The sequence below is a fragment of the Streptomyces sp. NBC_00454 genome, from assembly GCF_041434015.1.
Classification (GTDB): Bacteria; Actinomycetota; Actinomycetes; order Streptomycetales; family Streptomycetaceae; genus Streptomyces.
Map to the genome: position 1 here is coordinate 5,951,067 of NZ_CP107907.1, position 23,242 is coordinate 5,974,308.

Below are 23,242 nucleotides of genomic sequence, written 5' to 3' on the forward strand. Positions count from 1 at the left end.
AGACCTGCGATCCACCTTCTCCTCTCCGGTTACGCTCTGTGATAGTCCGAGGGGGCTCGCGACTAGTAGCCGGGACCGTAGGGGTTCCATCCGTGCAGGAACGGCTGCAGGTCGCTGGCGCGAGGTTCGGGAATGTCGGGCAGGCGGAGCGTCCCGTTGAGTGGGTTCAGGCGCTCCACGTGGTCGATGGCCCAGGCGATCCATGCCTCGGCTCCGTCCCTCTCCGGTCCGGTCGCCAAGGTCTCTGCGTGGAGGCGCAGGGCGTCGACGTACTCGGCCAGGCCCGCTGCACGGCGCCATGCTTGTTCCTGCGCTTCGAGGTGCTGGACTCGGGCTGCCTCGGCGAAGTCGATCTTTGCTCGTTGCATCGCGGCTTCCCATTGCAGCCGCTTTTCCCGTGCCGCCTCCAGGTCGGCCAGGCGTTTGCGTTCGGCTGCCTCGCCTCGAAGTCCTACTTCCTGCACGATTTCGGCGAGCTGATCCTCAAGGGGGCGTGAAGTCGTATCGGCCCATTCCCCGGCCCTGTGTGGCAGCCCGCCACTGACACAGAATCTCAGGCGCTCAGCGGGGGAGTGGTCGTACCGAGGAATCCGCACCCAGGAGTGCTTCTCGGCGTCCGAGAGCTCCTTCTTCGTGGGGATGTGGTCGGTCCGGTCCTGTTCTTGCAGGATGAGGAAATCGCATCGCTGGCCCTGGGCTGTGATGGTGAAGTGGGGAGGGCCGTTTCGTCGGCGGTGTGGGGCGGGTGCACTCTCGGCCGTACCGAACGCGTTGGCGTATCCCAGCCTCTGTGTCGCGGTGAGCAATGCGTGGATGAGGCGGAGGGCTCTGCTCTGCACGGCTTTGGTCAGCGCCATGGGCTGGGGGTGCGCCTGCAGAGCTCTGACCACGGGGTGTGGAGTGGGGAGCCGTGCCGGTACGGGGACGGGTGGCAGTACGGCCAATCGCCATGCGGGGGTGTCGACGAGCCGGATTTCATATCCGTCGCGGCACCAGCCGGCGTGCAGTTGCTTGGTTGCAGGGATCTTTCCCGACCGCCGTGCGGCGGCAACACGGATCGGCCATTTCTCGGTCTCCCGACCGCTGGCTTCGCGTTTGACGACGCGGCCGCCGGCTTCTGCGAGCTCTTCCAGGAGCTGCTCCGTGACGGTCTTGGCCTTCTTCCGCGGAAGGGAGTTCGTTCGCTGAACCGGTACGGGCGCAGCCGCCTGGCCGCTGGATTCTTTGCTCTTGGCCACGTCGGGTGGCTGGATTCCAGTCTGCGGTGCGGGAGCGGTGTCTTTGCCGCGAGGCTGTTCCGGCGGATGGGATCCGTGGTCCAGGTATTGCTGGCCGGCCTTGGTGAGGGCGACGGACCATTGCCCCTGGCGCCTGGAGACTTTGACCAGTCCGCGGCTGTGCAGGGCTTGGCAGCTGAGTTTGTGCCCGGTTCCTTCCCACACGCCGTCAGGGCAGCCTCGGGCGACCCATTGCAGCACCTGTTGCTGCCGTTCGTTGAGCTCTCGTGGCACCTGAACTCCCCACCGTGCGAATGCCTGCACGGGCATGCTCGCAGCCGCACTCCGCCTGGCGCGGGTGGAAGGGGAAGGGGGTTGGCAGGCCGGATGAAGATTCGGACAGATGTAGGCATGGCCGCCTGTGGTGGCTAGGCTCGCAGTCGTTCGTTGGTGGCCGCCGTGGACGCTTGTTGGCCGGACTATGACGGGTGCTGGCCATCCCGCGATCATCTGAGGAGGTGGCCGCCGGGCGTACGACTGCCCGTACTAGCCTGGGCCGTCCGTGCTGAGGCGTTCCCGTGTCTTGGTCAGGGGAAGGCGGGTTAGGGGTGTCGGTCCCGCTCGGCTGCGGCCAGCAGGGGATTGGCGAGTGGATCGTGTGAACGTGAGCCGCTCGTGCTTCCGGTGATGGGTGCCTGAGGGTAAGCAGGGGCGTGCAGACGCTCCGCAGACGAGGGTGTCAGTTCGAAACGAGAGCGGGTTGGTTCATGTCGGTCGTGGCGCGAGAGCAGATGGATGTCGTCGCAGGTGCGCTGGCTCCCTGCGACCTCGTGCCCCGCGAGGCGAAGCTCGCGCTTGTCGAAGCCTTCGGGACGGAAGCTGTTGTGGCCTATCGGCATGACGCGCTTGAGCGGGAGCGGCGGGCAGCCGAAGGGATGCCGCCGCTGACGCGACCTGACGTGCTGGATCTCCTCATGTCGCTGCCCCTGGGCGAGCCGGTTTCTGCCAGCTCCTTGAGCGAGAGGGAGCGGCGGGTGCTGAAGTCCCTTCCGAAAGGTGCGGCGGTCCACAGGGACGGGTCGATCACCCGTCGCGCGGCGCAGCCTGTCCACATCGACATGGCGTTCGTGCCCGGCCGCAGCTGGGAGTCGGGGATGGAGAAGGCCGAGCGATTTACTCCGTTCTGTTCTCGCGCGGTGGTGGTGGACGGCGTATTGCGGCGCAAGGATGATGCCGTGCTGCGCTCGGACTTCTACGGCATCGGCCTGCTCACGCTTCGGGGGGACTCGGTGGAAGTGGTGGTGCCGCCGCGGCCCTTCGTGCGCAGACGCCATACCGTCGCCGGCTGGAAGTTCCTGGAAGACGTCCACCGCCAGCTCCCCTGAGCATCCGGCCCGCAGCTCGCTACAGGGTGACGGGAAGTGTCGCCCATGCTTTCAGCGGCGCGGGCGCCTGGAACCCGGACCTGGGGCTGGCGCCCAGGCCGATGCGCTGGTTCTCCAGTGCGTAGCGGCCGATCGCAGCCGCACACTTGTCGCGCCACCACGATTTACGCGGGGTGCCTGGCTGGTAGCCGGCCATTTCGGTGACCCAGTCGCTCCACGTGAGGACAGTGTGATTGTCGGCCTCGCGCCGGGTTTCGCCGTCCGGCAGGAAGAAGCGATCGAGACCACGGCCGTCGCACTCCTCGCAGGAGCAGGTTGCGGGATCCACGTTCCCGTACAACCTGGAGAGGGACTCGGCGCCCTTGAAGCACATGAGCTCCGGCATCAGCACGCTCGGGTAGGTGGGGCCGGCCTTGTTGACCTGGGCCTTCTCGCCGGGCGGTATCGCGTGGCGGAGTGAACTCTGCACACCGATGCCGGCACAGAAGGCGCCGTGCGCGATCGCATCAAGCGCAGCGAGGTCGGTCCGCAGCAGCGCCATGTGCTCGACCTCGGCCAGCAGGCGGCGCAGATTGGAGGGGATGTCCTTCGTCTGCTCCAGCGGATCGAACTGGCGGCAGAGGACGAGGGCCTTCGGGTGCCGGATCTTCGTGGAGACCGCGATGAGTTGACCAATGTTCTCGCGGTTCAGCCACGTGACGTCGATCGGGAGCGTCACGACGGTGTCGGCGCGTTCGATCTTGTTGGCCTCGCGTATCACTGCCTTGAGCGTCTTGGAGTCCGCGGGCGGAATGTAGCCGGTCGGGGTCAGTGCCGCGCTCGCTCCGCGTGCCTTCTGGAAGGCCAGCGAGGTGTCCACTGAGGCGAACAGCTCGTCGGTGGGCACCATGAACGGCTCGTCCGCGGTTGCGACATAGGTGGTGTAGGGGGCGCTGTCGATCAGCAGGGTGCCTTCGTAGCCGGCCGTGCTGCGAAGGTGGAAGGCGCGCTCTTCGGCTTTGGCTCCGGTCATCACGACGCCGCTGAAGTCGTCATCGAGCGCGGGCCGCGGCCGCGGAAGATTGACGGCGTTCTCGTGGAGCAGCACCCGCCCCTGGAGGAGCGGCACGGCGGCAACGGTGTGGTCGAGCGTCTTCAGGGCGGGCGGTCGCCGCCTCGGGGAAGGGGTGTTGCTCATGAATCACCTCGCAGAAGAGTCCGGCACGTCCTTGTGGCCGGACGGAGAGGAAGTGCACAAGTAGATCTCGTGGAACTCCTCGCGACCCAGGCCAGCCAGGTGGGCGGTCTCGGTCGGACTGAGGTGGAGCTGCTGCTCAAGCCGTGTGACGGCTTGAGCGAGGTGGCGCGGATTTTCGCGCCGGATGGTGGTCGGCTCGTTGGTGCGGTAGCCGAGGGCGGACAACTCGACCACGAGCGTGCGGTATTGCCATTCGCTGATGACTCCCAAATCCATGGCCCGCCTGATGAGCGCCGCCATGGACACCCCCCACCGGGCCTTGAGGTCCAGCAGACGGGACACGTCGATGCCTGGCTTCAGCTCGGGCAGGACCGCGTCATGGGGCATGAGGAACTCGGCGGCGAACCGGTTGGCCTGGTCCTCCTGCACGCGACCCTCACCCGGCTCGCCGTGCATCACCAGATGGCCCAGCTCGTGTGCCAGGCTGAAGCGAGAACGATCCCCTGGTGCATGCGAGTTGAGCAAGATCAACGGGCACCCGCCGGGGGGCCACTGGCTCACGGCGTCGAGCTCGGTGGTGCAGAGATCCCGAACTACGACCAGAGCGCCGGCATCTTCGAGCAGGGCGACCATGTCCTCGATCGGCCCTGCGGGGACGTTCCACTCCTCACGCATCGTCTCCGCCGCATCCGCGGGAGTGTCGAAGTCGTTGACCTCCACGCGCCGAAACCTGTCGTTGCGATGGAGGTCCGCTGCCCGGGCCAAGGAGTCGACCTGGAGCCGGGTGAGCGCCAACGTCGCATGGATCCGACGCAGGGCGGGTGCCCCCAGGGAGGCTCGCTTACGGTGGTGCACCAGTCCGACACCTGCACCGGCCGTCTCAGCGGCGTGGCACAGGGTGTCGGCGGTGTAGCGCAGGGCGTCGGCGAACAGTTGCACGCGCCCGTCCCTGACGGGGATGCGGCCGGCTTCGGCTCGGCTGACGTACCCCTGGGTGATGCGGCTGCCATCAAGACGTGTCATCTCGTCAGCAAGTTCGGACTGTGTCCAGCCGCGTGAGTCACGGGCCAGTGTGAGCATCCCGGGATCCGCAACCATGCTCTTCTGGTCGCGCACGTGCTCACCTCCAGCCCTGGCGAGTTCAACTCCCCTGAGGGTACACGGTTTTATGCCTCAAAATATTCCATACATGATCCGAGGGTCGGGCCAGCGAGGGACTGATTGGAGAGGTGAAACGTATGTTCAAGATCGAATCTGCCCGAGTGCCCTGCAGTCACTCCAGAGGGTGACCGCGTGGTCAGATCTTGTATTGCGCCGACAGCGACGAGGGGTAGTCGCGGGGGCTGCTGTAGCAGTCGACGAACTCGCTCTTGCCGTGGGGACGCCTCTCGTGAACCTCCCCTTCGAGGCATCCGTTGGAGTCCTCCACGGGTGCTTCCGCCGAGAACCAGGCGTCTACTTCGTCGTCGGCCTGAGCCGGGCCCGCAAACAGCCCGATAAGGCTGGCGGCCCCCAGGGCGGCGATGGCTGCTTTCCTGAGCACTGTGTCTCCCTTGCGTCGGTAGCGTTCCTCTTCCACCTCGGCAAACGAGCCCATGATCAACAAGCAGCGGGTTCATGACGCCAGCAACTCAAAGGAGTGGTGATGGACTTGGTCCTCAAGGTCCGCGACGATCGCCGCGGCCTGAGGATCAAACTGAGACAAGTGCGGAAACGCTTCATGGAAAGTGGCGAAGGGCCAGCGCTACGGGGCCGTTGGCATGATCACACCGGACGGTGGTCCGCGTGGTGCATGTCCTGCGGGCGGCGGGCCAGGTCACGCATCCCGGTGAGGGGTGCCGTCGCGTCGCCGGCGTTGCGGTCCGCGAGGTTGAGGCCGAGGTGTCCGGAGGCTCTCTACCGGTGCCTGTAGAGGTGCAGGGGCATGGTCAGGTCGATCTCCTTGCCGTCGTTCATCGCGCGCTGCACCATCTGGACCGCCACGCGCGTCATCGTCGCCGACGGTGTCGGCAGCCCGCCCGCCTGGGTGCCGGTGAAGAAGCCGTGCACGGCGGACGGCACCACCGCATCCCACGAGGAGCGGGCCAGACCGAACGCGTCGGCGTCCACGTCACCGATCATGTACCGCACCACAGCGGTAGCCGGCGGCACCGTCATCTCCTTCGGGCCGACCAGCGAGGAGAAGTACTCGATCGTCGCCCGCACATACTTCGCGGACTGCGGCGTCACCCGCGCGTGCAGCGCGTCCCCCACCACCGCACGCTTGCGCGCCGCGGCCAGAGTCGAGGGCATGCCGACTTCGGAGACCCCCATCAGGGACGCGCCGACGCGGCACTCGTGGTAGTAGTGCTCCGCCTCCTCCTCGCTGGGGTGGACGCCCAGCTTGGGCAGGTGGTCGATCAGGCGACTGGTGAAGAGGCTTCCCTCGGCGAGCAGATCCAACTGGTTGATCGGCAGGCCCCACTTGCCGGTGTCCCAGTGCCCCTCGGTGTGCAGCAGGTAGCGCACGGCGGAGTGCGCCATCCGTACCCGTGCCGGCGTGACGAAGCCTGCCCCCTGGGGTCCGTAGGGGGTCTTGTGCAGGATGTCGCCCACGGCGCGCAGCGCCTTGGCGAAGCCCTGCTTGTTGTCGTGCGGGCCCTCGATCCCGATGATGGCCGCCGCCGCGGCGGGGAAGCGCATCCGCTCCGGCGTCACGTACAGCACTGCGGCGAACGAGATCTGCTGCGCGTGCGCCATGCCGAAACGGTGACCGGCGGCCAGTGCCTGCGGGTCGACCCAGGAGGGCAGTTGTCGGGTCGTCTCCAGGAAGTCGCGCAGCTTGGCGGGCAGTCCCTCGGGGATGGCCTGGCCGTTGGTTCCCCATCCCTTGAGGGCTTCGTTGACAGCCGCACCCTGGCCCCGCTCGAAGGCGTCGGTCACGGCCTCGTCGCACTGCGGGTCCGCGACCTGCTTCAAGCCTTCCAGAAGGGCCCTCTCTTCAGAAACGGCATCGGCTGCGGTGGCCCGCGAGGGTGTGGGGCCCGAGGCCGCCCGGGCGGCGGATGCCGTGGTCCCGCCGCTAAGGAAGGCGGTGGCGCCGACCACCGCTGCGGAACCGAGAATGTGACGTCGTGTCATGGGGCTGCTCATGTAACGATCTTGGTCTGTCGGCGCCGCAAGTGCCGCATCGGAGCGCCAAGATCCCCTCGATCGGATGACGGTGATTTCCAGCCCCGCCAGCCGTCGAATCCGGCCGAAACGCAACGGCGTCCGCAGGGCCCGGCCCGTCGCTGCCCAGGCCGACATGAGGAAGGTCGGCGACCGGTGTGGCGGTCTAGAAGCCCTTCCCCAGGTAACCCAGCACCGCCGGGTCCATCCCGCTGTCGCCTTCGGCGATTGGACGGGGCTCGGGTCCCCGCCCTTGGAACAGGGGGCGGATGCCCATCAGGCCCTTCGTGCCCTCGACGGCCCAGGGTGCATCCGATTCCGGCAGCGACACCCGGATCCGGTAAGGGCCGGCCTCCCACTGGATCTCGCTCATGGCGCGCTGCTCCTTCGAATGACTGGAATCCTTCCCGATCAATCTATTTGAGGACAAACCGCCCTCAAGAGGCGAAAGTCCTAACCTTGGGCTCCGTTGGGCCCGTGAGGGATGGGGAGGGGGCGCGGCGTCGACGTGACGCTGAGGATGCTCAGTTCGATCGGGTTCGGGTGGTCCTCGGTTCAGCGATCACGGGGGTCCGGTCGGGGTGGACATCGCCCCCTAGACCGGTCTGCACCAGGACCCGGAAGCCTTTGCTCGGATCGCGTTGCCCTGGCACCGGGCGGTCTACACCGCCGCCGATCACGGCGGCGATGGTGGCGTCACCGTCGCCGCCGTGGAACGAATACTGACCGTGCTCGGCGCCGACCCAGACCAGGTCCGCCGTGTCGCGGCTGAACGCCAGGCCGACGCCACCGGGCAGATCACCGAAGACGAGGTCCTTGCCGAGATCACCGCCTGCTACGCCACCGGCACCTGCCAGCAGGCGTTCCCGTACCTGCTTGAGCCCCCCCGACACACCTCTATATGCAGGACGGGGCGGCCGTCCGTAGAGCCGGCTTGGTCCATGCCTCGCCGACGCGGCAATCCGGCGGTCAGAACTCGGACGCGGTGACGTCGAGCATGGCGGTCTTGCTGTCCTCGTTCGCGGTGAAGTCGACCTTCACAGGAATGTCGTGTCCCGGCCGGGGCATCCCCAGGGTGTCGGTGCCCGCAGACAGTCGTCCACCGTGGGGGTTCTGCTGCTCGAAGTCTGCTGTGAGAGTGCCGGTGCGGTCCCGGATGGTGGATTCGTCGACGGTGTCGACATCGGCGTGGGCCAGGCCGGTGGAGAGCAGGACGGCGCCCACGACGAGTGCGGCCTGTGCGGTCTTCTTGATCATGTAATGGTCAACGACAACAGGCTTCGCCGGTCACCGTGCCGGACGCGGTTCGGTCCGTCCGGTTATCCGGGATCAGCGGTGTCGCGGTCGTGGGTCTGCGGCCGCCCGTCAAAGTCGGGGGCGCGGAGGACGGAGGCGCATCGCCGGTGTGCCCGATGCGCTTGACGGCGAGGGCGTTCGGAGAGCCGGGCTGTCCAACGAGCCCCCGGCCTGAGTCACCCGCAGTCGGAAGTTCCAGTCACCCGGCGCACGGCCGTAACCAGACGGTGCCAGGGTGGTTGAAAGCTCGCGACGGCCGATCAGCAAGCGGATGCCGCTTCATCGGGGGATCGGTGTCCTCGCCGGTGGCCCGGCCACGGCGACTACGCCCGCCCCCTGTCATACCGACCGAAAGGGAAGATCATGGGCTACTACGACAGCGGGCTCGGCAGCGATCAGACGAACGGCACCCTGACATCAGGCAGGCCCGTCTCCTACCTGTGGAACGTCGACGTCTCAGGCGGCGACGAAGACCTGCTGCGGGCCGTCCTCACGGAGAGGGTCGGCAGCGAGTACAGCCCCGCGGAGATCGACAACTTGCTGGGGCGGTCGGACTCCTCGTTCACGCTGGCCTTCTGGGACGAAACCTCGGCGACGACGTTCGCCGAGCTTGCCAGGGCCACCGGCGCGACCGCCAAAGCGTACGAAACGACGAAGATCAACATGATCTCGTAGCGGAGCACCGGGCCGACAACCCGGCCTGGCAAGCCCCCCGGGGCCGTCGCGGCGGCTGCGACATGCCCGCGCCAAGCACGGTTCCGCCGGAAAGGGACTCCTGAAGGAGCATCGTCTCCGGCGGATCTACCGGGGCTTCTCCTCAGCCGAAGCGGCCTGTGTGGGGTGCCACCAGTCCGCTCTGGTGGCACCCACACGGCAGCGGTGATGGCTACGGCTTCACCGCTGCCGTGCCCCCCGGAACGCCGGCCGTGAGGGAAGACTCGATCAGCTCCAGCGTCGGCTTGAACTCGGCGGCACGTTCGCGCACGTCGGCCGGGACATCCTCACGAGTGGTCAGTTCCTCGACCAGGGCCCGGCCCTTCTGGACGTCGAGAACGAGTCCCGTGCTGATGTTCTGAATGTAGAACGTCATCTACAGCTCCCTGCATGGTGATGAGTGGGGCGCACGCCTCGCCGCGATGGGCGCGGACCTGCCCCAGATGCCTGCCCCGATGGCTTCCGCTGGTAGGCCGGCCTCCCGCGATCGCAGAGGCCCAGACCGGTCGTGTCTACGCAGTCTTGCTGTCGATCCAGGTTCGGAAGGAGGCGACGTTGGTGAGGATGTCGGACGACCCCGCCCTGGCGCAGCCGTTGGCGTGGGACACGATGCCGATGACGGTGCCGTTCTTGTAGAGCGGGCCCCCGCCGTCGCCCTTGCAGGTGCCCTTTCCGCCCGCGTCCACTCCGGCGCAGATCATGCTGTCGGTGATCGCGCCGGTGCCGTACTGGCTGCGGCACGTCGATCGAGGCACCACCTGGGTGTTGACGTAGCGCAGCGTGGGAGAGGGCTGCCCTCCCTCACGGGTTGCGCCCCAGCCCACGGCAGTGACCGTGCCGGTGAACGCGGCGCCGGACTGCGGAAGCGCCGCAGGGACGGCGACGAGGGGGGTATTGAGTTTGAGCAGCGCGATGTTGTTCCGCCCGTCGCTCGCGGCGTAGTCGGGATGCAAAACGATCTGCGCGACCTGCACTGTGGTGATGCCGGGGATAGACAGGTCGGTGAGGGCGAGCGCCCCGGAGACGACCTTGAGCTGACTGGGGGCGGACCCGGTCGTGCACGCCGCGGAGGTCAAGGCCCAGCCGGGCTTGATGAGGGTGGCCCCGCAGATCAGCTGCCCGTTCTTCTGCAGCGCGAGGACGGAGGGGAACTGCAGCGGCTTCGCCTCGTAGCCGCCGACGATGGCGTGCGCCTGGGTCGAGCCCGTGAGAACCAGCAGTGCCGAGGCCAAGGCGGCGCCCAAAGCGAGCAGGCCGCGACCAAGGGCTGAGCGCGGAATCGGCACGGGGAAGTTCGTTGTCATGCGGTGATCATGCTGGTGCGGAACGTGTTCACGGGATCGAATTGGCCTGCAGGAAGAAACTTTGGCCGAACACTGCCGGGCAGCAGGCGGGATCGGCCGGAGTGTGACCCGAGCGTCCTGCGCGGTGGCTTAGTTCGCGTTCTTGTCAACAAAGCCAGACGCCGATGGCGGCCGGCATCTGCATCGCGACCGGTTGTCGAAGGGGCCGATCTCGGCGCCCGAGGCGGTTACCGCCTGGTCCGTCACCCCCGCCTTGGGGCGTGAGGTGTGGGGCACTCGCGAGTCGCTGTTCTGCCGCGGTGACCTTCTGGACGGTGTGGCGTTGATCGTGCGATTCGCGCTCACCACTTTCGGAGGTATCGGCATGCACATCGACCGCGCACGAGGGCTCACGGTCGTCGCCGGGTTACTTATCGCTTTGGCGCCGGTGTTGCCCGGCGGGCCTGTCGCTGCCGCGGAGGCGCAACCCGACACCTTCTACGTCCAGGGCGGCCACGGGTACGAGGCATGCCCGGACGGATACCTGTGCATCTACGACGACGTGCAGTGGAACACCAAGGGAGGGTTCCCCAGTAAGGAGCCCAAGTCCGCCACCGGCGGATCGATGTGGGCGACCAAGGTCAGCGACCCCAATCTCAACGGCATGAGCGACTGCGCCTCCTCCCTCATCAACAACACCGGCCGCCGGGTCACGATCTACCAGGACCACAAATTCAGCGGGCACAGCTTCACCACCACGGCTCGCCGCCGCACCGCCTACGGCACCCTGGGCCAGGCACCCGCCGGAAAGGCCGACCAGGTCCCGTACGGGCCAGAGGCCACCTTCAACTGGAACGACCAGATCACCTCGGTGAAGATCAACTGACCTTCCTGGCGTGCGGCCGACGCAGAGGCCGACAGCAGTAGGCACGCGTCGGGTTCAGGAGGCGGGGAGTGCCTGGTGGAGTGTGCCGGTGACGATCAACCGCCGCGCACCGCAACCTTTGATCAGGAGCTTCTTGTCTGCGCGACCCGGACGAGCTGATCGCTGCCATCGCGACCGAGGCCCTGGCCGCCGTACGGGGCGCGGTCGAGCGGGCCGCCGAGGAGCGCCCGCCGCCGCTGTCCTGGTACGTCACCTCCTGGGTTTCGCGTACGGCAGCGCGGCCCGAGGAGCCGAGGCTGAGCGGGGTTCAGCTGGACCGTGCCTCGGCGATCATGGGGAGCCGGTTCGGGTGGACATCACCGCGGGCGACTTCGCGGACGCGCACGCCGGGGGTGGGGCGCAGGCGCCAGTGTCGGCAGATGACCGCGAGCGCGATCGTCATTTCGGTGAAGGCGAGGGAGTCGCCGATGCATTTGTGGGCTCCGGCGGAGAAGGGGATGAAGGCTCCCTTGGGGATGTGGCGGGCCCGTTCGGGGAGCCAGCGGTCGGGGTCGAAGCGCTCGGGGTCGGGGAACCAGCGGGGGTCGCGGTGGAGGGCGTAGGCGCTGTAGAGGATCTCCGCCCCGGCTGGCAGGGTGGTGTCTGCGAGCCGGACCGTGGTGCGGGTGCGGCGCATGACCAGCCAGAGGGCGTGTAGGCGCAGGGTTTCGCTGATGACGCGGCCGGTGTATTGCAGGGCGGGCAGGTCCTCGTACAGGGGCGGTCGGCTGCCCAGGACCGTGTCGAGTTCCGCGTGGACGCGCTGCTCGATCTCGGGGTGTCGTCCGAGTTCGTGGAAGAGCCAGGCGAGGCTCGCGCCGGTGGTCTCGACTCCGGCGAGGCCGAACCCGATCAGCTGGTCGCGGATCTGCTGGTCGGACAGGGCTTGCCCGTCATGGTCGCGCGTGCTCAGGAGTATGGAGAGCACATCTCCGTGGTCGCGGCCTTCGGCGCGGTAGGCGTGGACGGCCTCGTCGATGGACGCGCCCATGTCATGGACGGACCGGTCGAAGCGGCGGTTGGCGGGGGTGGGAAGTTTCGTCCACCACTCGGGCATGAGAGTGCGGGTGATGAGGCCTTGGGCCAGCACCGGCAGAGCGCGTTCGATCTGGGTGGCGGCGCGGGCTCCCGCGTCGGCGGCGAAGAGGGTCTTGGTGAGCATGGTCAGGGACAGCTCGTTCATGGAGCGGTCCACGGCCACGGTCTGCCCCGGCGACCATGAGGCGCTGATGCGCTCCGCGGCCTGCCGCAGCATGGGGATGGAGGCGGCGATCCGGTCCCGATGGAAGGCCGGTTGGAGCAGGCGCCGCTGACGGCGGTGCTCCGTGCCGGAATGGGCGAGCAGGCCATCGCCGAGGAAGGGGCCGGCCTTCTCGAAGATCCGGCCCCGTGCGTAGTCGCGTGCGTCCTCCACGAGGACCTGGTGGACCAGGGCCGGGTGGGTGAGCGCGTACACGGGCAAGGGCCCGAGCCGCAGCCGCACCACGTCGCCGTGCGCGGCCAGCGAGGTCACGAACCGCAAGGGGTTGCGGATCAGGGAAGGCACATGGCCCGCCAGCGGCCAGGCGCCCGGAGCGTGAGGGGCGGGCGCGCCCGTGACGACGCCGTTTCCCCCCTTGTTCGCGGATCCGGGGGCGGGTGTCGCCTGTGGGGGCTTCAGGGGCACAGTCCTCTTCCTTCGGCGTGATTGCGAAGTTTGCGGGCGACGCGGCAGCCCTTGATCTCAGTCCGTGGTGCCGTCCGTACGAGCGGATGAATACGCGGCTGGGGGTATCCGGCTGCGGCCAGTCGTCTCCGCCTCCGCCATCTCGCCCGGTCAGACCGGTGCTCCTCCAGGATGGATGCGCTCGTTGGGGAGCAGGTCGGCAAGGTAGGCGGGGTTGGCGCCGGGAGCGCCGCGATCGATGTCGTCGAGAGCTGTGGTGTAGCGCAGGTAGCGGTTGTGGGTGATCTCGTGCCATTTCATGCAGCCGCCCAGCGCCAGCAGGACACCGTCGAACCAGCGTTGGACGCCGTCGCGTTCGGTGTCGTCGAGGCGGAAGATGTCCATCATCCCGGGGAGTTCCCGCTGCGCTCGGAAGATCTTCTCGTTCAGGCCGGTGGCCATGCCGTAGGCGGTGTCGACAGCCTCTTGCAGACTGCACCCATTCTGGTTCTGCAGGATGTACACCAGGTTGTTGACGTGGTGCTGGTTGCTCTCCTTGACCAGCGAGACCACGTCGTTCTGCCAGTTGATGATGTTCGCGGCGTCGAAGAGGAAGTCGTTCATCCATACCGATTCACGCAGCCGGTAGGGAAGGGAGACGTTCTCGGCGAGTTCGACGACGTCGTAGACGGGGACGACGCAGCCGCTGTGGACGCGCATGTGGATGTACTCCCGCAGGGTGGGGAACCTGCGTGCGGAGCGGTTCTCGGTTTCCCAGATGTAGGCCAGCATGAACTGGCTGATGCCGCGCCCCAGGCGCCGCATGCTGTCGGGGCCCAGGCGTCTGCCGAACCCTTGGACGACGTCGGCGAGGCCTTGGTAGGGCGCTGGGGAGCCGGCGGGAGCGGGGGCGCCGTAGAGGATCGGGATGATCCCGGAGGCGATGGTTTTGGCCTTGGCGACGTCCAGGCCGGTCTGGCCGTCGTCGAACTGGTCGTCGAAGATCCAGAACCAGCCCATCATGTTGGTCAGGAGGATCAGGTCCTCCAAGGAGGCGGTGGGGTAGAACCAGGCGTTCCCCTCCACGTTGCGTGCCTTGCGGTAGTGCTCCATTGCCTTGGTTGTCGGGGCCAGAGCGAACCGGTCCATCCACTCCAGGTGCGCGGCCTCGACCTGGTCCACCACGGGGTTCTGCCGGTGGGGGAAGGGGATGTGCCAGGTGGGCCAGACCAGGCCGTTCAGGGAAGGTGCGTCCATCGTCCACTCCTCATGCGTCGTCGGTGTTCTTCGGTGACCGTGGGTACCTTCGCGGGGCCCTGGGGGCGCTGACGCATCGGTCGTGTCGGGTGTCGATGCTCTGGCCTGGGCGGATTACGCGGTCGGCGCCGCGAGGTGACGGCCGTGCTCGGCGTTCAGGCGGGCTCAGTGGTCCCGGCCGGTGATCATGCGGGTGAGTGCGCTCAGGTCGTCGTACGCGGTCCGGGTCAGGTCTGCGGCTTCCAGGCCGGCGATGGCCTCGGTGAGGCGGCGGCCTGCTTCGCACTCCGCCCAGGCGCGGCCTCCTGCCGCCTCCACCAGCTCCGCGACCTGCATCAGCTCCGCGTCTGTGAGCACGGCGGGGGAGTGGTAGAGACCGGCCAGCTCCCTGGCGGCCTGCCCGGGGGCGGCGAGCGCGGCCACGACCGGCAGCGACTTCTTGCGGGACCTCAGGTCGGACAGGTACGGCTTCCCGGTGATCTTGGGGTCGCCCCAGATTCCCAGGATGTCGTCGGTCAGCTGGAAGGCCGCCCCCAGATGGCGGCCGAAGCTGCGCAGGTGACCCACCCTGGCCTCGTCGGCACCGCCGGCCAGGGCTCCGAGCGCGCAGGACAGGGCGATCAGCGAGCCCGTCTTCGCTTCCGCCGTGGCCACCGACTCCTGCAGGGTGACCGCCTCGCGGTTCTCGGCCGTGCTGTCGGCGAACTCGCCTGCGATGAGCTCTTGGACGGCATCGTCCAGCCATGCGCGGCCCGTCATGCCCGCGTGGCCGGGAGCGTCCGCCAGGATTCGCCCGGCCAGGGACAGCAGGGCGTCCCCGGTCAGGATCGCGGCCGGGAGTCCGAACACCGACCAGACGGTGGGGCGGTGACGGCGCAGGGCATCTCGGTCGATGACGTCATCGTGAATCAGGGACATGTTGTGGACGAGCTCCACCGTGACGGCCGCCCGCAGGGCCTGCTGCGGCCTGCCACCGACCCCCTCGCAGGCAAGTAGCACCAGCGCGGGACGAAGGAACTTCCCCACCCCGCCCGAACTCGGCCTGCCGCGCTCGTCCCTCCAACCGAAGTGGTACGCAGCCACGTTCCGTGCAGGCGCCGGGAGACTCCCGACCGCCGCGCGCAGCTCCGGATCCACCAGAGCCCGGGCCTTGAGCAGCACGTGCCGGGCATCGCGGCTCCGTGGGGCCTTCACTGGTATCGGTAACACCGGCACCTGCCTTCGCGACGGTCGACCCGGGGCCGACGGTGTTCTCCGAGCTGTCGCCGTGGCCGCTGCCGGTCGGCGCCCGGGGTGCCTTCCAGCACCCTCGACGCTGAGACCGCCACAACGCTGCGGATCATGTCCGAGCCCAGGGTGGGGCCAGGCCGTCGCCTTCGGCTAGATCGTTTAGAGCCTTCCTGCGGCTGGGAACCCCGCTGTCCAGGCGCAACCTGCGTGCCAGGCTGCCCGTGGACTAGGCGCCGATGAACTGCGCGTAGTCGCAGGTAAGCCGGTTGTCGTTGAAGAGCAACCCGTAGGAGCAGCGCCGTGAGCTGTTCCCCCGTGGGGCGGCGGGTCCGTCACTCGGAGCGCTACGGGTGAGGGGCACGTCCCGCACGGTCGGCGGGGCCGGTTCAGCGGCCATGGCGGGTGAAGCCGCCCCCATGGCCGCCGTAGCCGTGAGCAGTGATGCGACAAGGACCTTCTTGAGCATGAGGAGCTCCTCCGGAGATGACATTCCGGGTATCCAACGGATCAAGGTCACGAGAGTCACCATCGGGCGTCGAAGGCGGCCATGGTTCGGCACCTTGCCCGTTCTTTGCGGGTGGTTCAGGTCCGGCTGGAGCGGTAGACGAGCAGGGCGATCTGGACCCTGTTGTTCAGGTCGAGTTTTGCCAGGATGTGTGAGATGTGGGATTTGACGGTGGGGATGCTCATGTAGAGGTCCGACGCGATCTCGGCGTTGGTCCTGCCCTGGCTGACGGCGAGGGCGACTTCGAGTTCGCGATCGCCGAGCAGACCCAGTTGCTCCTGCGCGTCGGCGGAGGGAACCGCCGCCGACGCGGGTGCGTCCGTGGGGCCGGGGGGCGCCGTGACGGTGCCGATGAGTTGGCTGAGGGCTTCGGGTGACATGACGGGCTCTCCGGCGGCGGCCTGCCGCACCGCCTCGATGATCCGGTCCGGGCGGGTGTGCTTGAGCAGGAACCCCGCGGCGCCGGCCTGCAGGGCACGCAGGACGTAGCCATCGGTGGAGAAGGTCGTCAGCATCACGATCTCGGGGGCGCCGGGGCGTGCACGCAGGAGGCGGGCGGCTTCCAGGCCGTCGACGCCCGGCATGCGGATGTCCATCAGGACGAGGTCGGGGCCGTGGCGGTCCACCAGCGGTTCGACCTCGCTGCCGTCAGCCGCCTCGGCGACGATCTCGATATCGGGAGCGGAGGCGAGCATCATGCGCAGGCCGGCACGGACCAGGGCGTCGTCATCGACGAGCAGGACGCGGATCATGCCGGCCACGGCAGCTGCGCCCGGACATGGTGGGTTTCCCCGTGGGGGCCGTACGTGAGGTCGCCGCCCACGAGAGCGGCTCGTTCGCTCAGGCCGATCAGTCCGGATCCGCTGCCCGGCAGGTTGGGCCCCTCCCCGGCGGGGACCGTGTTGGTGACCTCCAGGCTCAGGCCCGCGCCCGGGGCGCCGCGCAGGGCGATCCGTACGTCGTGTCCGGGTGCGTGTTTGTGCGCGTTGGTGAGGGCCTCTTGCACGATCCGGTAGGCCGTCCGTCCGGTGGTTGGAGGGATCTGTGACCGGTGGAGGACCTCATCGGTCAGGTCGATGCGCATGCCGGCCGTCCTGGACTCCTCCAGGAGAGGCGCGATGTCGCCCAGGGTGGGCTGCGGAGGTTCGGGTCGGGCGCCCTCGGCCTGGAGTGGGGTGCGTAGGACGCCGAGAACCTGTTGGAGGTCTTCCATGGCCTGGTGTGCGCTGGAGCGGATGACGCCGACGGCCTGGGCGACCTGCTCGGGCGGTGCGCCGGGATTCACCTCCAGGGCTCCGGCGTGCACGCTGAGCAGGGACAGCCGGTGGGCGAGCACGTCGTGCATCTCCCGGGCCAGCGATTCGCGCTCGCGCTGGCGGATCTGCTCGGCACGCAGGACGGCCTGTGCCCTGGCCTGCTTGCCGCGGTCGTGAAGGCCGCGCAGGAACAGTCCCCAGCCCACGGCGCCGCCGACCAGCACGCCGCCGGTCAGTGCGGTGGCCAGCGAGGCCGAGGAGAGGGACGGCTGCAGGGCCAGGTACAGCGGCAGCGGGAGTAGGGCCACAGCCGTGACGGCGCAGGTGGTCCGGATAGAACGCATCGAGGCGACGGTGAACAGAGCGGCCAGGGCCGCGGGGATGAGCGGCGTCATCGTGGCCAGGATGGTGAGGGCGACCGCGACGGCCACCGGCCGGTGCCTGCGTCCCAAGAGCAGCGCGCTGCCGACGAGCGGAACCATGCCGTAGTGCACGAGGGCTGCGAGGTATATGGGCAGCCTGCCCGTCCCCGGGATCGAGAGGGGAAGGGACGACAGCCTCGGGTACACCGACAACCCGCGCGCCTCGGCGAAGCCGACGGTCACGCACAGCGCGGCGCTTCCGGCCGCGACAAGCAGTTCGGTGCTCCGGCGCCTGGCGGCGGGCTCCGTCATTCCCCATTCCATAACGGTCAAGAGTACGGCGTTGGAGACCGGCCGGAGGGCGGTGATCACTTATGCGCGCTGTCCGCGCGCATCTCTATACCAAGGTATATGCCCTTGCCCGGGACTCATCCTTTCGTCACTCACGCATCGCCGACTTTCTGCCGAAGAAACCGAACTGCCGCGCTTCCTAGTGTGTTTCCCATCGGCCTGACCCCTCCTGCAAGGAAACACACGTGACGAACCGCACCGCCCCCGCAGTCCGCCCCATGCTCGCCGCCCTGGCCCTCATCTTCGGCATCCTCGCCGTCGCCGCGGGCCTGCCACTTGCCGCCCGGTCTACCGGCCTGCTGTCGGACCTCCTCTTCGCCGACCTCTTCTACGGCCCGGTCCTGAGTCAGCTGATCCTCCTCGTGGCCGGCCTCACCGCCTTCGGCTTCGCCGTTCACTACACCCTGCGCCCCCTCGCAGACGCCGGTAACCGGTGATCACCAACATGAACCGCACCACCCGAACGCCGAAGACCGCCGTCTTGCTCCTCACAGCCGTTATCGCGGCGGCCCTGACGGCTTGCAGCACCCTCACCGGGGTCACCTCACCCGCCGCCGCTCGCAACAAGCCGGCCGTCGCGGACGACACGGCCGCCACCCCGGTGGACTGCCGCACCGCGAAATGCGTGGCCCTCACCTTCGACGGTGGCCCCAGCGCCCCGACGCCCGCACTCCTGGACATCCTGAAACAGGAAACCGTTCCGGCGACTTTCTTCCTCCAAGGGAAAGGGCACACCGATACCTATCCCGACACCGTGCACCGCATGGCCGAGGAGGGCCACGAGATAGCGAATCACACGTGGTCGCACAAGAATCTCACCGAACTCACCCCGGACGAGATACGCGCGGAAATAGAACCGGTCCAGGAAGACATACAGAAGGCCACCGGCCGCACGCCCAACCTCATGCGGCCACCTGGCGGCGCCACCAACGACGACGTGTCCAAGGTCATGAAAGACCTGGGTCTGGCCCAGATCCTCTGGAGCGTCACCGCGAAGGACTACCAGACCACCGACACGGCCCTGATCAAGAAGCGCGTCCTCGACCAGACGAAACGCGACGGCATCATCCTCCTCCACGAGCGGTACGCCGGAACCATCCCCGCCGTCCAGGACGTCATCCCGACACTCCATGCGCAGGGCTACACCTTCGTGACCGTCTCCCAGCTCCTCGCACCTGCCCAACCCGAGGCGGGCAAGGTCTACCGCCCGTGACGCCCCCGGGGGACCCGTCTCATGCCCCCGTGACGTCTTCAGCCGGCCGCCGACTGAACGCCCTGCGGTCCGTCAAGCGTTCGGTGGGGTGCCGTGTTGCTTGAGCATGATGCGCACCAGGCAGCGTCGACGGGCGGGCTCCGGGTGGTCTTGGTAGGTCGTGCGGCCGTGCAGGATGCGCCGGTCGTCGATGACCAGGCAGTCGCCTTCGTCAAGCTCGATGGTGATCGCGAGGTCGGGGCGTGCCAGGACCTGCGTGAGGGCGGCGAGTGCGGCGCGGTGGTCCGGGGTCAGCTGGTCGCCGGTGAGTTCGAAGGCGGTCCGCATGCGCGTCGTGTTGCACCGCAGGCGCAGCCGGCCATCCATCTGCTCGAAGACGGGCCCGTGTACGACGGGGTTTTGGCCTGGTGGTGTCACATGGCGCCGGTCGAAGGCGAAGGGGGAGTGGAGCAGCCCGAGTTCACGCGGGTGCTGCTCGCTCAGTATGTGGTGGACGGTCAGGCCGTCCACCAGGACGGACGCGCCTCCCCGCAGGGCCCTGCGATGGGCCAGCAGCGCGATGAAGTCCGGTTCGTGGCCGAACGGCGTCACGGCGCGGTCGTTGTGGAGCTGAAGGTAGCCCCGCGATTTCGACGTGTACGCCGACTCGTGGAATCTGCGGTCGTCGGTGTACGCCGAGACGCCCTCGTCCTGGACCAGCCAGCCCAGGGTCCGGTCCGTGTCCCTTCCCTGGGGGAGGAGCTCCCCCAGGGGGCTCAGCATCGACTCACCCAGCCTCTGGGCGTCGGCCGTGGTCCCCTCCTGGACGGGGACACCCGTCACGAGCGCGAAGCCCGCCCCGTGCAGCAGCCGGTCACGCAGTTGTCCGGCCAGCCTCGGGTGATCGGGATCGTAGGCGAGGCTGAAAGCCGCGCTGCCCGTGAAGCTGCGACGCTGCCAGCCGGTCGCGTACTCGTTCACAGGGCACGGCCCCTTCCCTGGTCCCGGATCCGTGCTGTGATCGTAGGAGACCCCGGAGGGCTTGCAGAAGGCCCGAACAAGCCCTCTGCTGCTGGTTCTTGGACGCCTAGGCTGAGGCCGGGCACGGGAGTGGGGAGGGCGGATGCTGTCGCGGAGGCTGGGTCGGAACGGTCCGCAGGTGTCGGCACTGGGTCTGGGGTGCATGGGGATGTCGGACTTCTACGGACCGTCCGACGAAGCAGAGTCGAGAGCCACGATCAGCGAGGCCCTCGACTGTGGCGTCACCTTCCTCGACACCGCCGACATGTACGGGCCGCATACCAACGAAGAGCTCGTCGGTCGTGCCATCGCCGGGCGTCGCCACGAGGTCTTTCTCGCCACCAAGTTCGGTGTCGTACGCGGCGCCGACGCGCGTGCCCGCAGGGTCGACTCCACACCGGCGTACGCCAAGCGCGCCTGCGAGGCGTCGCTGAAGCGGCTGGGCGTCGACCATCTCGACCTGTTCTATCTGCACCGGCGTGACCCCGGCGTCCCGATCGAGGACACCGTCGGCGCGATGGCCGAACTCGTCCATGAGGGCAAGGTGCGCTTCCTCGGTCTCTCGGAGGTGAGCGCCGAGACGCTGCGCCGGGCCTGTGCGCAGGCGCCGATCGCGGCCTTGCAGAGCGAGTACTCACTGTGGACCCGCGGCCTGGAGAAGGAGATCCTGCCCGCGGCCCGCGAACTCGGTGTTGCCCTCGTGGCCTATTGTCCGCTCGGCCGGGGCCTCCTGACAGGCGAGATGGCAGGGGTGGACGGGCTGTCCGACGACGACGTGAGACGTGACCAGCCGCGCTTTCGGGGTGCCAACCTCACCGCCAACCTCGCCGTCGTCGAGAGCGTACGTGCCCTCGCTTCGCAGGTCGGGTGCACGCCGGCGCAACTGGTACTCGCCTGGCTCCTCGCGCAGGGGGAGTCCGTGGTTCCCATCCCCGGCACGCGAAGGAGCGGTCACTTGCGGGAGAACATCGGCGCGCTGAATGTGGCGCTGTCGACCAACCAGTTGCGGACGATCACCGGAGCGGTCGGTGAAGCCGTCGGCTCCCGAGCACCCGACGTTACCCGGCTCGAGCAGTAGGCAGGGCGCTGAAGCGGGGCGCGGGGTCGGGATCGCGCCGTCTTCCTTCGGGGGTCGGATGCGCCCCCCGTGCGCCCTGCCTGCCCGCCCGGTGCCCGATTACCTTCTGGCAGGGCGGCGGACCCGCAGCCCTTTGGCCAGTGACGGAAACGGAAGGTGAAGACCATGGGAGCGAGCGTCGGAGACATGGGCATCGTCCAGCCGAAGGAGACCCAACTGTCGGAGGTCGAAGCGGCCCTCGCCGCCGAGCTGGGCCTCGATGACAATGGAGACCAGGGCGGGCAGGCCTGACCGCATGACGCCAGGTGGGTACGAGAGCGTGCGGCCTGCCCCCGGCCGGGCCGCACCCGCACCTCCCGTACCTGCCGGGTCGGCCCGCGAACGGACCCCTTCGTTCAAGCAGGCCACCGCCGTGGTGCTCCACGCGGCCGAGGTTCTCGGGCTCTTCCCACAGTGGACGGACCACGCGGCGGGTCAGCAACCGACCACCGTTTCGTGCCAGCTCCTCGACAGGCAGGGGCATGCGGTGCCCGATGCGGTCGGGCACGCGGCTGGAAGCGCCGCACGGGCCGGACTCGGCTCCGTGTGCGAGGCGTTGGAACGTCATCTGGCAGGTCCGGCCGGCTTCGATCCGGCTCGGACCCGGCTGCGGTACGCGGGAGAACTCGCCCGCGGGGCGTTGGCCGCCGAGGCCAGCGCTCTGCTCCTGGCCGCTGCTCCGGAGCAGAGACTCGCCTGCTGGACGTACGAGCCACTCGCGGACGTCCATGAACTGGACGTCCCCGTCTATCTCTCTGCCCCTTGGTACGCGGACTCGGAGCAAGGCCCGGCCCTCAGGGAGAGGGCTGGTGACCAGGGCGACTACCGCGCGCTGTCACGGTACGCGGTGAACTCTGGCTACGGCCTTGGCCTCTCAATCACCGACGCCACGCTGCACGCCCTGTACGAGACCGTCGAGCGCGACGCCTGCTCGCTCCTGCTTGCACACGCCTTCCTCGGCAGCGGCCACCACCTCGCGGAACTTGATCCCCGCACTCTGCCGCCCGACCTGGCCAGCCTCCACGCTCACGTCGAGGAAAGCGCGGGGCACCGCGTACACCTGCTGGACGCGACCACGGACCTCGATATCCCCACCGTCGTCGCCTACAGCCCTCCCACCCCCGAGTCACCGTACTTCCGTGGCCAAGGTGCCTCCTTGAGCATGCGCCAGGCTGTTCACCGGGCCCTCACCGAACTCCTGGAATCAGTGCAGGTCCGGGCCCTGGCCCCTGGGGACACCCTCGACCGACAGGCCGACCTGCGCGCCCTGCACAGCTACCCACAGCTCCACGCGTGCGGGCGGTTCGACCTGACCGGTCAGCTGAGCCGTGCCGAGCTCGTCCCCTTCGCGGACCGCCGGCAGCCGCCCGGAGGGCCGCAGCACCGACTGGACCAAGTACTCTCCCTGCTCGCCGCCGGGGGGTACACGGCCTACCGGCGAACGATCCGCGTCCTGCCCGGTGACATCCACGTCGCCCACGCCTTGGTCCCCGGCCTGGAGCGATTCTTTGCGGTGGTCAAGGGGGCGCTCGTGCTGCCCGGCCCCCGCGGTCGATACGCCGTCAGGCCTGCCACCCGTAGCAGGTCCGCGCGAACTGGTACCAATGCTGCGATCACCTGACACCGTCTGCCCCCGCGCGGTACCACATGGGCGCCTGCGACCACCTCGGTGACAGCAGCCGTCCCGCGGCAGACTGATCTCGCCCCGGCGGGCAGCAGCTCAGTGCGGAAGCCTCGTACGAAAGCAGGCCTGCTCGGCTAAGCCCGCGTGGAAGATTGCCGCCCTGCGGGCGCCGGGACGGTAGCGGCGGTGGTGACCACGTCGGTGGTCAGGTTCCGCGTAGTCGTGCAGCCATCCCTCAGGAGCCGTTATCCGGTGAGCGGCGGCTCGTTGGTACCAGTACCTGACAGTCCCGAATAAGGAGAGCCACATGCCCGAGATCGATGAGCACGACGCCGACGACCAGCCTGAGCTGGTCGTCCGCAGGGTCGCCGGCCCCCAGGACGATGGCCCCGGGGCGGGCGTGGATGCTGCTGACCAGGAGCCCGCGCCGGAGGCGAGGACACGCGGTGGAGGCGTGATGGACCAGGGCCAGTCGTAGCCGAAGGCCGCCGGTTGGTGCCGCCCCGCGGTAGGTGTCCCGCTGGGTGGCCCTCGTC

General features: G+C 68.4%; 26 protein-coding genes. 9 read left to right on the forward strand and 17 right to left on the reverse strand.

The features are described from left to right. Nucleotides 1-62: 62 nt before the first annotated feature. Complete coding sequence (locus OHU74_RS27400; RefSeq protein ID WP_371618309.1) at nucleotides 63-1,511, reverse strand: hypothetical protein; 1,449 nt, start codon at nucleotides 1,509-1,511, stop codon at nucleotides 63-65. A gap of 473 nt (nucleotides 1,512-1,984) precedes the next feature. On the opposite strand from OHU74_RS27400, the gene OHU74_RS27405 reads away from it, so the two are divergent. Next, nucleotides 1,985-2,602, forward strand: a complete 618-nt coding sequence (locus tag OHU74_RS27405; RefSeq protein WP_371618310.1) for a hypothetical protein — start codon at nucleotides 1,985-1,987, stop codon at nucleotides 2,600-2,602. 19 nt (nucleotides 2,603-2,621) lie between these two features. Here the strand turns inward: OHU74_RS27405 and OHU74_RS27410 are convergent, their stop codons facing one another. From OHU74_RS27410 to OHU74_RS27440, 7 genes are all read right to left on the reverse strand, one after another. Beyond that, nucleotides 2,622-3,779 carry a hypothetical protein gene (locus tag OHU74_RS27410; RefSeq protein WP_371618311.1) on the reverse strand — a complete coding sequence of 386 codons (1,158 nt, stop codon included), beginning with the start codon at nucleotides 3,777-3,779 and terminating at the stop codon, nucleotides 2,622-2,624. Nucleotides 3,780-3,782: 3 nt separating this feature from the next. Continuing rightward, nucleotides 3,783-4,895 carry an ImmA/IrrE family metallo-endopeptidase gene (locus OHU74_RS27415; RefSeq protein WP_371618312.1) on the reverse strand — a complete coding sequence of 371 codons (1,113 nt, stop codon included), beginning with the start codon at nucleotides 4,893-4,895 and terminating at the stop codon, nucleotides 3,783-3,785. A 181-nt stretch (nucleotides 4,896-5,076) separates the two neighbouring features. Next, a complete protein-coding gene (locus tag OHU74_RS27420; RefSeq protein WP_371618313.1) occupies nucleotides 5,077-5,385 on the reverse strand; it encodes a hypothetical protein in 309 nt (102 codons plus the stop codon). A gap of 290 nt (nucleotides 5,386-5,675) precedes the next feature. Then, entirely contained in the window at nucleotides 5,676-6,737 is a 1,062-nt protein-coding gene (locus tag OHU74_RS27425) for an oxygenase MpaB family protein (protein WP_371618314.1), read from the reverse strand. A gap of 358 nt (nucleotides 6,738-7,095) precedes the next feature. Next, nucleotides 7,096-7,302, reverse strand: coding sequence for a hypothetical protein (locus OHU74_RS27430; RefSeq protein ID WP_266903866.1), 207 nt, complete (start codon nucleotides 7,300-7,302; stop codon nucleotides 7,096-7,098). A 151-nt stretch (nucleotides 7,303-7,453) separates the two neighbouring features. Then, complete coding sequence (locus tag OHU74_RS27435; protein WP_371618315.1) at nucleotides 7,454-7,822, reverse strand: hypothetical protein; 369 nt, start codon at nucleotides 7,820-7,822, stop codon at nucleotides 7,454-7,456. Between the two features lie 76 nt (nucleotides 7,823-7,898). Next, a complete protein-coding gene (locus OHU74_RS27440) occupies nucleotides 7,899-8,186 on the reverse strand; it encodes a hypothetical protein (RefSeq protein WP_371618316.1) in 288 nt (95 codons plus the stop codon). Between the two features lie 402 nt (nucleotides 8,187-8,588). Between OHU74_RS27440 and OHU74_RS27445 the strand changes: the two genes are divergently transcribed. Further along, the gene (locus tag OHU74_RS27445; protein ID WP_266903863.1) at nucleotides 8,589-8,900 is read left to right on the forward strand and encodes a hypothetical protein; all 312 of its coding nucleotides are present in this window, start codon (nucleotides 8,589-8,591) and stop codon (nucleotides 8,898-8,900) included. A gap of 211 nt (nucleotides 8,901-9,111) precedes the next feature. Here the strand turns inward: OHU74_RS27445 and OHU74_RS27450 are convergent, their stop codons facing one another. Together OHU74_RS27450 and OHU74_RS27455 are read right to left on the reverse strand one after the other, a co-directional pair. Then, nucleotides 9,112-9,315 carry a hypothetical protein gene (locus OHU74_RS27450; RefSeq protein ID WP_371618317.1) on the reverse strand — a complete coding sequence of 68 codons (204 nt, stop codon included), beginning with the start codon at nucleotides 9,313-9,315 and terminating at the stop codon, nucleotides 9,112-9,114. A 136-nt stretch (nucleotides 9,316-9,451) separates the two neighbouring features. After that, nucleotides 9,452-10,243 (reverse strand): serine protease, encoded by a 792-nt coding sequence (locus OHU74_RS27455; protein WP_371618318.1) that lies wholly within the window; start codon nucleotides 10,241-10,243, stop codon nucleotides 9,452-9,454. A gap of 364 nt (nucleotides 10,244-10,607) precedes the next feature. Here OHU74_RS27455 and OHU74_RS27460 point away from each other — a divergent pair, with 364 nt between their 5' ends. Next, nucleotides 10,608-11,108, forward strand: coding sequence for a peptidase inhibitor family I36 protein (locus OHU74_RS27460; protein ID WP_371618319.1), 501 nt, complete (start codon nucleotides 10,608-10,610; stop codon nucleotides 11,106-11,108). 307 nt (nucleotides 11,109-11,415) lie between these two features. Here OHU74_RS27460 and OHU74_RS27465 read toward each other — a convergent pair whose 3' ends face one another. The 6 genes from OHU74_RS27465 to OHU74_RS27490 all read right to left on the reverse strand — a co-directional run bounded on the left by OHU74_RS27465 (nucleotide 11,416) and on the right by OHU74_RS27490 (nucleotide 17,714). Beyond that, nucleotides 11,416-12,813, reverse strand: coding sequence for a cytochrome P450 (locus tag OHU74_RS27465; protein ID WP_371618320.1), 1,398 nt, complete (start codon nucleotides 12,811-12,813; stop codon nucleotides 11,416-11,418). 150 nt (nucleotides 12,814-12,963) lie between these two features. After that, entirely contained in the window at nucleotides 12,964-14,049 is a 1,086-nt protein-coding gene (locus tag OHU74_RS27470) for a terpene synthase family protein (protein WP_371618321.1), read from the reverse strand. Nucleotides 14,050-14,214: 165 nt separating this feature from the next. Next, nucleotides 14,215-15,264: a polyprenyl synthetase family protein gene (locus tag OHU74_RS27475; RefSeq protein ID WP_371618322.1), complete on the reverse strand. Its 1,050-nt coding sequence runs from the start codon at nucleotides 15,262-15,264 to the stop codon at nucleotides 14,215-14,217. A gap of 241 nt (nucleotides 15,265-15,505) precedes the next feature. Further along, the gene (locus OHU74_RS27480) at nucleotides 15,506-15,745 is read right to left on the reverse strand and encodes a hypothetical protein (RefSeq protein ID WP_371618323.1); all 240 of its coding nucleotides are present in this window, start codon (nucleotides 15,743-15,745) and stop codon (nucleotides 15,506-15,508) included. Nucleotides 15,746-15,861: 116 nt separating this feature from the next. After that, nucleotides 15,862-16,536, reverse strand: coding sequence for a response regulator (locus OHU74_RS27485; protein WP_371618324.1), 675 nt, complete (start codon nucleotides 16,534-16,536; stop codon nucleotides 15,862-15,864). After that, nucleotides 16,533-17,714 (reverse strand): sensor histidine kinase, encoded by a 1,182-nt coding sequence (locus OHU74_RS27490; protein WP_371618325.1) that lies wholly within the window; start codon nucleotides 17,712-17,714, stop codon nucleotides 16,533-16,535. The genes OHU74_RS27485 and OHU74_RS27490 overlap by 4 nt, the downstream gene beginning before the upstream one ends. A 224-nt stretch (nucleotides 17,715-17,938) precedes the next feature. Between OHU74_RS27490 and OHU74_RS27495 the strand changes: the two genes are divergently transcribed. Both OHU74_RS27495 and OHU74_RS27500 read left to right on the forward strand, forming a co-directional pair. After that, nucleotides 17,939-18,190 (forward strand): hypothetical protein, encoded by a 252-nt coding sequence (locus OHU74_RS27495; RefSeq protein WP_371618326.1) that lies wholly within the window; start codon nucleotides 17,939-17,941, stop codon nucleotides 18,188-18,190. Between the two features lie 8 nt (nucleotides 18,191-18,198). Further along, nucleotides 18,199-18,966: a polysaccharide deacetylase family protein gene (locus OHU74_RS27500; RefSeq protein ID WP_371618327.1), complete on the forward strand. Its 768-nt coding sequence runs from the start codon at nucleotides 18,199-18,201 to the stop codon at nucleotides 18,964-18,966. 72 nt (nucleotides 18,967-19,038) lie between these two features. Here the strand turns inward: OHU74_RS27500 and OHU74_RS27505 are convergent, their stop codons facing one another. Further along, on the reverse strand, nucleotides 19,039-19,926 hold the full coding sequence (locus OHU74_RS27505) for a TauD/TfdA family dioxygenase (protein WP_371618328.1): 888 nt from the start codon (nucleotides 19,924-19,926) through the stop codon (nucleotides 19,039-19,041). A 142-nt stretch (nucleotides 19,927-20,068) separates the two neighbouring features. On the opposite strand from OHU74_RS27505, the gene OHU74_RS27510 reads away from it, so the two are divergent. From OHU74_RS27510 to OHU74_RS27525, 4 genes are all read left to right on the forward strand, one after another. Beyond that, entirely contained in the window at nucleotides 20,069-21,043 is a 975-nt protein-coding gene (locus OHU74_RS27510) for an aldo/keto reductase (protein ID WP_371618329.1), read from the forward strand. 165 nt (nucleotides 21,044-21,208) lie between these two features. Then, nucleotides 21,209-21,334: a hypothetical protein gene (locus OHU74_RS27515; protein WP_371618330.1), complete on the forward strand. Its 126-nt coding sequence runs from the start codon at nucleotides 21,209-21,211 to the stop codon at nucleotides 21,332-21,334. Nucleotides 21,335-21,569: 235 nt separating this feature from the next. Continuing rightward, entirely contained in the window at nucleotides 21,570-22,703 is a 1,134-nt protein-coding gene (locus tag OHU74_RS27520) for a YcaO-like family protein (protein ID WP_371618331.1), read from the forward strand. A gap of 310 nt (nucleotides 22,704-23,013) precedes the next feature. Next, the gene (locus OHU74_RS27525) at nucleotides 23,014-23,184 is read left to right on the forward strand and encodes a hypothetical protein (RefSeq protein ID WP_266903847.1); all 171 of its coding nucleotides are present in this window, start codon (nucleotides 23,014-23,016) and stop codon (nucleotides 23,182-23,184) included. Nucleotides 23,185-23,242: the final 58 nt, after the last annotated feature.

Excerpts from the sequence above, each read along its gene's own strand:
- OHU74_RS27405 (WP_371618310.1), top strand. The coding sequence starts at position 1,985 with ATGTCGGTCGTGGCGCGAGAGCAGATGGATGTCGTCGCAGGTGCGCTG.
- OHU74_RS27410 (WP_371618311.1), bottom strand. The coding sequence starts at position 3,779 with ATGAGCAACACCCCTTCCCCGAGGCGGCGACCGCCCGCCCTGAAGACG.
- OHU74_RS27430 (WP_266903866.1), bottom strand. The coding sequence starts at position 7,302 with ATGAGCGAGATCCAGTGGGAGGCCGGCCCTTACCGGATCCGGGTGTCG.
- OHU74_RS27440 (WP_371618316.1), bottom strand. The coding sequence starts at position 8,186 with ATGATCAAGAAGACCGCACAGGCCGCACTCGTCGTGGGCGCCGTCCTG.
- OHU74_RS27445 (WP_266903863.1), top strand. The coding sequence starts at position 8,589 with ATGGGCTACTACGACAGCGGGCTCGGCAGCGATCAGACGAACGGCACC.
- OHU74_RS27450 (WP_371618317.1), bottom strand. The coding sequence starts at position 9,315 with ATGACGTTCTACATTCAGAACATCAGCACGGGACTCGTTCTCGACGTC.
- OHU74_RS27455 (WP_371618318.1), bottom strand. The coding sequence starts at position 10,243 with ATGACAACGAACTTCCCCGTGCCGATTCCGCGCTCAGCCCTTGGTCGC.
- OHU74_RS27460 (WP_371618319.1), top strand. The coding sequence starts at position 10,608 with ATGCACATCGACCGCGCACGAGGGCTCACGGTCGTCGCCGGGTTACTT.
- OHU74_RS27470 (WP_371618321.1), bottom strand. The coding sequence starts at position 14,049 with ATGGACGCACCTTCCCTGAACGGCCTGGTCTGGCCCACCTGGCACATC.
- OHU74_RS27480 (WP_371618323.1), bottom strand. The coding sequence starts at position 15,745 with ATGCTCAAGAAGGTCCTTGTCGCATCACTGCTCACGGCTACGGCGGCC.
- OHU74_RS27485 (WP_371618324.1), bottom strand. The coding sequence starts at position 16,536 with ATGATCCGCGTCCTGCTCGTCGATGACGACGCCCTGGTCCGTGCCGGC.
- OHU74_RS27490 (WP_371618325.1), bottom strand. The coding sequence starts at position 17,714 with ATGACGGAGCCCGCCGCCAGGCGCCGGAGCACCGAACTGCTTGTCGCG.
- OHU74_RS27500 (WP_371618327.1), top strand. The coding sequence starts at position 18,199 with ATGAACCGCACCACCCGAACGCCGAAGACCGCCGTCTTGCTCCTCACA.
- OHU74_RS27510 (WP_371618329.1), top strand. The coding sequence starts at position 20,069 with ATGCTGTCGCGGAGGCTGGGTCGGAACGGTCCGCAGGTGTCGGCACTG.
- OHU74_RS27515 (WP_371618330.1), top strand. The coding sequence starts at position 21,209 with ATGGGAGCGAGCGTCGGAGACATGGGCATCGTCCAGCCGAAGGAGACC.
- OHU74_RS27525 (WP_266903847.1), top strand. The coding sequence starts at position 23,014 with ATGCCCGAGATCGATGAGCACGACGCCGACGACCAGCCTGAGCTGGTC.